Here is a 6,710-nt window from a genome sequence, read left to right as displayed (position 1 = left end):
CAAGCCCTTGACGAAAGTTGAAGATCCCTTGGCACAGGTTCCCCGAGTGGCCTGACCGGCGGGTTCAGTCGTGCAGCTCGGTGCGGGCGACCTCGGCGAACGCGAGGGTCAGGTAGTCGGCCAGCGGCCGACCGGTGGCGGCCAGCAGGTCGGCGACGAGCAGCGGGGCGTGCCGGGCGACCGCCGCCGGGTCCGGCGGGGCGTCGTCGTCGCCCGGGTCGTAGACACCGAGGGCACCGGCCAGCAGCACCAGCAGCACGTGCGGATCGACCTCCGGCCACCACGTGGCGGCGGACCGGACGCATCGCTCCAGCACCTGGCGGACGTCGTCGCCGTCCAGGCCGTCCGGGTGGGTCTCCTCCAGTTGAAGCCGCACCACGCCGCCGAGCACCAGCCCGGCCCGGTCAGCGGCGGCGAGCCGGGCCACCGCCTGCGGGTACGCCTCGGCGTCCCGCGCGCCGGCGACGGCGACGGCCGCCGTGGCCGCCTCGGCGATCTCCCGGGCCGATGCGGGTAGGTGCCGCCAGGTCGTGGTCACCGGGCCAGCATGGCAGACGGCACCGACACCCGGCCGGGTCAACCAGCGCCGCCGGGTCGGGCCGCCGGCTGCCCGGGCCGGACCAGCACGACGGCCACCGCGCGGCGAGAGCCACCGACCCGGCCGTGTCCTTGCTCACCCGGGTGCTCAGTGGAGCGCGGAACGGAAGGTAATCCGGTCGCGGGTCGTCGTACCCGGTGCGGAGAATCCAGCCATGCTGCGCCGCGCCCTACCCGCCCGCCCGGAAGCCCGCCGGATCCTGCTCGGCACCCTGCTGTCGGCCGTCGGGCGCGGTCTCACCCTGCCGTTCCTCTTCATCTACCTCACCGACGTGCGCGGGCTCTCCGACAACCAGGCGGGCCTGGTGATCGGCTGGTTCGGCGCGGTGACCCTCGCCCTGTCCCCGCTGGGCGGGACGCTGATCGACCGGTTCGGCGCGCGGCGGGTGGTGCTGCCCTGCCTGGCCGTCGAGGCGCTCGGCACCGCCTCGCTGGGGCTGGTTCACTCGGTCGGCACGGCCTTCGCGGTCAGCACGTTGATCGCGGTGGGCGGTTCGGCGCTGTGGTCCGGGCAGAGCACCATCCTCGCCTCGCTGACCGACGAGGGTGAGCGGCAACGGGTGTTCGGCCTCCAGTTCGCCCTGCTGAACCTCGGCATCGGGGTGGGCGGGCTGATCTCCGGCGCGGTGGTCGACGTGGCCCGTCCGGTCACCTTCCAGGCCATCTACCTGCTCGACGCGGCGAGCTACCTGACGCCGGGCCTGATCCTGCTGACCCTGCCGCACGTGGGGCACCGGCTGGTGCAGGCCCGGGCGGCGGGTGCCGCGCGGGCGAGCGGGGGCTACCTCACCGTGCTGCGGGACCGGCCGTTCCGGCGTCTGGTCCTCTTCGGTCTGGTCCTGACGACCTGCGGCTACGCGCAGATCGAGGTGGGCTTCACGGCGTACTCGGTGCGGGTGGTGGAGGTGACGCCGCGGGTGGTGGCCTGGGCGCTGGCCTGCAACACCGTGATGATCGTGCTCTCCCAGCTGCTGGTGATCCGCCGGATGGAGGGGCGCAGCCGGACGGGGGCGCTCGCCGCCGTGGGCGGGGTCTTCGCCACGGCCTGGCTGGTCCTCGGTGCGGCGGGCGTGATCGGTACGGGCAACGCCCTGCTCGCCGCGCTCGGCGTGGTGGCCTGCTCGGCGATCTTCGGTTTCGGGGAGACGATGCTGTCCCCGGTCATGCCGGCGCTGACCAACGCCCTCGCCACCGACGAGCTGCGCGGCCGGTACAACGCGATGAGCTCGATGATCTTCGGGATCAGCGGGATCATCGGCCCGGTCACCGCCGGGCCGCTGCTCGGCGCCGCACACGGCAAGGTGTGGGTGGCGTTCGTGGTCGGCGGCTGCCTGATCGCCTCGGTGCTCGCCCTGTCGCTGCGCCGGCTGCTCACCCCGGCCCAGGACGGCCGCGCCACCCCGGTCGCCGTCCCGGACCCGCAACCCGTCGCCGCCTGACGCCCCCCAGCTCGGCCCTACGTCCCCACGCCGGGCCTCGACGCGCCTCGCCGCAAGGTCACGCTGGATCCGTCAGGCAGTGGCCTCCCGTTGCCGGGAAGGCCACCACACCTCCTCCACGGTGGCGGGGAGGGCCGGAAAGCGGACGGGCCCCGGAGCGGATGCTCCGGGGCCCGTCGCCGTGCCGGGTCCGCGTCAGGCGGCGGGGACCTCGGCGGTGGTCTGGATCCGGTCCAGGGCCGGCGGCGAGACCGGGGACTTCTCGGTCAGGTACGCGGTGAACGCGTCCAGGTCGATCATGCCGGTGACGGCGTTCGTGCCACCGGTGAGGACGCTGAAGCCGTCACCACCGCCGGAGAGGAAGTTGTTCACCGTGACCCGGTAGGTCGCGGTGTCGGTGACCGGGGCGCCGTTGATGGTGAGGCTGCCCCGGACCACCCGGGTGCCGCTGCACGGCACGCCGGCGGCCGCGGTGGTGCCGTTGGTGTCGACGACGTAGTGCACGGTCGAGGACGCGTACAGCACGCGGGCGACCGTGAACTGCTGCTCCAGCAGGCAGTAGAGCTGGGCGCCGGTCAGGTCCAGGGTCACCAGGTTGTTGGCGAACGGCTGGACGGTGAACGCCTCGGCGTAGGTGACCGGGCCGGCGTCGACGTCGGCGCGGACCCCACCGGGGTTCATGAACGCGGCGACCGCGTTCTGCTCGTTGTCGGTCGCGGCGAGCTGGGCGTCGGCGATCAGGTTGCCGAGCGGCGACTCACCGGTCTGGTAGACCGGCTTGCCGTTGGCGTCGACCCCGGTCTGGTACAGGTTCTCCTGGGTCTTGGTGATCGCGGCGGTGGTCTCGCCGACCACCTTGTCGGCCACCGGGCCGAGGGCGGTCTTGTAGTGGTCGATCAGCGCGGTGCTGGCCGGGTCCTTCGGAACGTCCCGGGTGACCACGACGTTGTTCGCCTTGGCGCTGACGATGTCCCGGGTGCGCCGGTCGATCTTCAGGTCGATGTCGGTGACCAGGCGGCCGAACGAGCTGGCGCTGGTGACCAGCTTGCCGTTGATGTTGCAGTTGTACGCCTGGTGGGTGTGCCCGCTGACGATCACGTCGATGGACGGGTCCATCCGGTTGGCGATGTCGACGATCGGGCCGCTGAACCCGGTGCAGTCGTTGATGCCGCCGCCGTTCTGCGCGCCGCCCTCGTGCAGCAGCACGACGATGGCCTGCACGCCCTGGGCCTGCAGGATGCGGGCGTACTTGTTGGCGGTGTCCGCCTCGTCGGCGAAGGAGAGGCCGGCGACGCCCTGCTGGCTGACGATCTGCGGGGTGCCCTCGAGGGTCATCCCGATGAAGCCGATCTTGACGCCGTCGATCTTCTTGATGCCGTACGGCGGCAGCAGCGGCTGGCCGGTGGCGGTCTTGAAGGCGTTCGCCGACAGGTACTGGAACTTGGCGCCCTTGAACGGGGTGCCGTCGGCGCAGCCGTCCACCGGGTGGCAGCCGCCGTTCTGCATCCGGAGCAGCTCGGTGGCGCCCTCGTCGAACTCGTGGTTGCCGACGCTGGTGAACTCGAGCCCGGCGAGGTTCATCTCCTCGATCGTCGGCTCGTCGTGGAAGGCCGCGCTGAGCAGCGGGGAGGCGCCGATCAGGTCACCCGCGGCGACCGTGACGGTGTGCTCCCGCTCCTTCTTGGTGGTGCCACGCAACTGGTTGAGCTGGGTGGCCAGGTATTCGGCACCGCCCGCGGTCTGGCCGGCGATGGTGCCGCTGGAGCCGCCCGGCGGTTCCAGGTTGCCGTGGAAGTCGTTGATGGCCAGCAGCTTGACGTCGACCGGCTTCGGGCCGGCCTCGGCCTGGACGGGGTTGACGGCGACCGCGGTGAACGCGGTCGCGGCGAGTGCGGCCAGGCCGACGGCGGCCCGACGCATCCCGGGGACGGACATGGAACTCCTCGTGAGATACCGACGCGTGGCTGTCCGGACGATGGTTCGCCCGGCGACCCTGATCCGTGCCGTGACAGGGGTCGTCGCGAGGGCGGCTGTCGGGGGAACGCCGCCCCACCGGGGGCAAGCTTCTCATCCACCGGGCGATCGGTCGACCGGGGCGGCACCGTGGAATCGTGGATATGGACGGCGACCTGCAGCGGTATGACCGACGAGTCCGACATGACGGGCAGGTGAATTCCTTCACGGACCCCCGGTGTCACAGGTCTCCGCTAGAAAGGTAGCCATGGCGTCGAACGGGACCACCTGGACGGTGGACACGGTGCGGTCGGCCGATGGCACCACCATCGCGTACGAGACCGCCGGCGGGGGGCCGCCGATCATCCTGGTCGGTGGGGCGTTCAACGACCGGAGCACCGTTCGCGCGCTGGGCGCCGCGCTGGCGTCCGACTTCACCGTGTACGGCTACGACCGGCGGGGCCGGGGCGACAGCGGCGACACCGGACCCTACGCGGTGCAGCGGGAGATCGAGGACGTGGCGGCCCTGATTGAACGGGCGGGCGGCACGGCCCACCTCTACGGTCTGTCGTCGGGGGCGATCCTGGCCGCGTTCGCGACGGCCGAGGGGCTGCCGGTGGCCGGGCTGGCGCTCTTCGAGCCGCCGTTCCAGGCCGGCCCGCACGGCGGCCGCAAACCGGGGCTGGCCGAGCGGTTGACCGAACTGGTGTCGGCCGGCCGGCGCGGCGACGCGGTGGAGTTGTTCCTGACCGACGCGGTCGGGGTGCCGGCCGAGGCGGTCAGCGGGATGCGCGGCGCGCCGGAGTGGTCGTGGATGGAGGGGCTGGCGCACACCCTGGCGTACGACACCACGGTCACCGGCTACGGGGAGTTGCCGGTCGACCGGCTCGCCAGGATCACCGCCCCGACCGTGGTGGTCGACAGCACGGGCAGCCCGCAGTGGCTCCGGGACGCGGCCGCGGCGACCGCCCGGGCGATCCCGGGCGCCACCCACCGCAGCCTGGCGGGCGGCTTCCACGAGGTGCCACCGGAGACGCTGGCCCCGGCGCTGCGCGACGCCCTGCTCGGCTGAGCGGCCGTCGGGATTGATCCCGGCGGCCTCCGCCGCGTCCGGATCAGGAGCCGGTGGCGGCCACCACCACCTGCCGCAGCCGGGCCCGGGGCCACCGGCCCCGCACGCCCGGCCGGCCGGCCAGGTAGCCGGTGATCCGCTCGGCATCCCAGCCGTGCGCCTCGCGCAGCCCTCGGGCCAGCATGCCGAGGTAGACCGGCGCGGGCGCGGTCCACTCCACGTCGGACGCCCGCCCCGGTGCGGTGAAGGTGAGCATCGGCAGGCCGTCGCGCGTGCCCACCCGGAGCAGGGTCTCGTAGCGGCCGGGGCCCAGGACCGCCCGGCCGCTCTCCGCCGCCGCGCGGACCAGGCCGAGGTCCGCGCCGGGTGGCCGGTACATCTCCTGCGCGGCGATGTCGGCGAACTGCTCGACCGTCACCAGGTAGCCGCGGACCGCCGCCCGGCCCGGCAGCTCCGGGTCGTAGAAGGCCATCCCGCCGGTCCAGGCCCGCGACTCGCCGGCGAAGTAGACGCCGCCGGGGAGCAGCGCCGGGACCGTCCGGCCGGGTGGCCGGCAGTCCCGGCAGCCCGGGTACGTGCGCAGCCCGCCGGGCGGCCGGCCACCGGCGAGATAGTGACGCAGCCGCTCGGCGTGCAGGTTCGAGCCGTACGCGACGTACCAGAGCCGGTCCATCCGGTCAGAACCAGCAGGTCCGCCCGGCGGCCTGGCTCACCTGGACGGTGTGCGTGACACAGCCGGCCGCGGCCACCTGGTGCAGCAGGAAGGCGGTCGGCTCGGCCACCATCCAGATCTCCGGGTCGTCGGTCATGGTCAGGCTCACCTGCATCCAGGTGCTCGGCGCGGTGGTCAGCACCGTGCCGGCGAATCCGCTGGTCACCGGTCGATGCAGGTGACCGGCGGCGACGCGTACGACATGGGGGTGGCGGCCGATCACGGCGGCGAACGCGTCGGCGTCGGTGAGCCGGATGGCGTCCATGGCCGGGATGCCGACCGCGACCGGCGGATGGTGCAGGCACACGACGGCGGGCACCTCGGGGCGGCCGGCGAGCACCCCGTCGAGCCAGCCGAGCTGCTCGTCGCCGAGCCGGCCGGCGTCGTCCCCGGGAAGGAGGGAGTCGAGCACCACGACCGTCGCCTCCGGGTGGTCGACGTGGTAGTGGGCCGAGAAGCCACCGCCCAGGTAGGGGGTGCCGCCGAAAGCGTCGAGCAGCGACTCCCGGTCGTCATGGTTGCCGGCGGCCAGGTGCACCGGCAGCGGGAACCGCCCGATGATCTCGCGGAGCGCGACGTACTCGTCCGGGCGGCCCTTGTCGGCCAGGTCACCCGTGATCACCACGCAGTCGGGGCGGGGACGCAGGGCGAGCACCCGGCCGAGCGCCCGGTGCAGCCCGGTGGCCTGCTCGGCGGCGAGCCGGCCGGTCGTCACGTGCGGGTCGCTGAGCTGGGCGATGAGCATCGACGCCTCCTGCGGACCGGGACCCTCACGCTATCGCCGACCGGCCCACCGCGCGGCCCGGCCGCACCCACAGGCCCCGTCCACACCCTGTGGATAGCACATGTGTACGAAGGTCGGCGGGCCGGCGGGTGAGTACCCTTGATCGCACCCCACCCCCTCCGACCAGGAACGACGTGGATCACGAGCGAGTCG

The 6,710-nt window shown here is 73.2% G+C and carries 6 protein-coding genes; 2 read left to right on the top strand and 4 right to left on the bottom strand.

The window, feature by feature from the left end; translation table 11 throughout:
- Window positions 1–64: 64 nt before the first annotated feature.
- The gene (locus EFE23_RS21670; protein WP_199737170.1) at window positions 65–538 is read right to left on the bottom strand and encodes a hypothetical protein; all 474 of its coding nucleotides are present in this window, start codon (window positions 536–538) and stop codon (window positions 65–67) included.
- A gap of 214 nt (window positions 539–752) precedes the next feature.
- Between EFE23_RS21670 and EFE23_RS21665 the strand changes: the two genes are divergently transcribed.
- Window positions 753–2,036, top strand: coding sequence for an MFS transporter (locus tag EFE23_RS21665; protein WP_123242774.1), 1,284 nt, complete (start codon window positions 753–755; stop codon window positions 2,034–2,036).
- A 195-nt stretch (window positions 2,037–2,231) separates the two neighbouring features.
- On the opposite strand, the gene EFE23_RS21660 is transcribed toward EFE23_RS21665, so the two are convergent.
- Entirely contained in the window at window positions 2,232–3,971 is a 1,740-nt protein-coding gene (locus tag EFE23_RS21660; protein WP_123242773.1) for a bifunctional metallophosphatase/5'-nucleotidase, read from the bottom strand.
- 286 nt (window positions 3,972–4,257) lie between these two features.
- On the opposite strand from EFE23_RS21660, the gene EFE23_RS21655 reads away from it, so the two are divergent.
- Complete coding sequence (locus tag EFE23_RS21655; protein ID WP_123242772.1) at window positions 4,258–5,061, top strand: alpha/beta fold hydrolase; 804 nt, start codon at window positions 4,258–4,260, stop codon at window positions 5,059–5,061.
- Window positions 5,062–5,104: 43 nt separating this feature from the next.
- Here EFE23_RS21655 and EFE23_RS21650 read toward each other — a convergent pair whose 3' ends face one another.
- Complete coding sequence (locus tag EFE23_RS21650; protein ID WP_123242771.1) at window positions 5,105–5,734, bottom strand: histone deacetylase; 630 nt, start codon at window positions 5,732–5,734, stop codon at window positions 5,105–5,107.
- Window positions 5,735–5,738: 4 nt separating this feature from the next.
- Window positions 5,739–6,518: a phosphodiesterase gene (locus tag EFE23_RS21645; protein ID WP_123242770.1), complete on the bottom strand. Its 780-nt coding sequence runs from the start codon at window positions 6,516–6,518 to the stop codon at window positions 5,739–5,741.
- Window positions 6,519–6,710: the final 192 nt, after the last annotated feature.

Origin of the sequence: Micromonospora solifontis, from assembly GCF_003725545.1 — a bacterium.
Classification (GTDB): domain Bacteria; phylum Actinomycetota; class Actinomycetes; order Mycobacteriales; family Micromonosporaceae; genus Micromonospora; species Micromonospora solifontis.
This window is presented reverse-complemented; position numbering and strand designations above follow the sequence as displayed.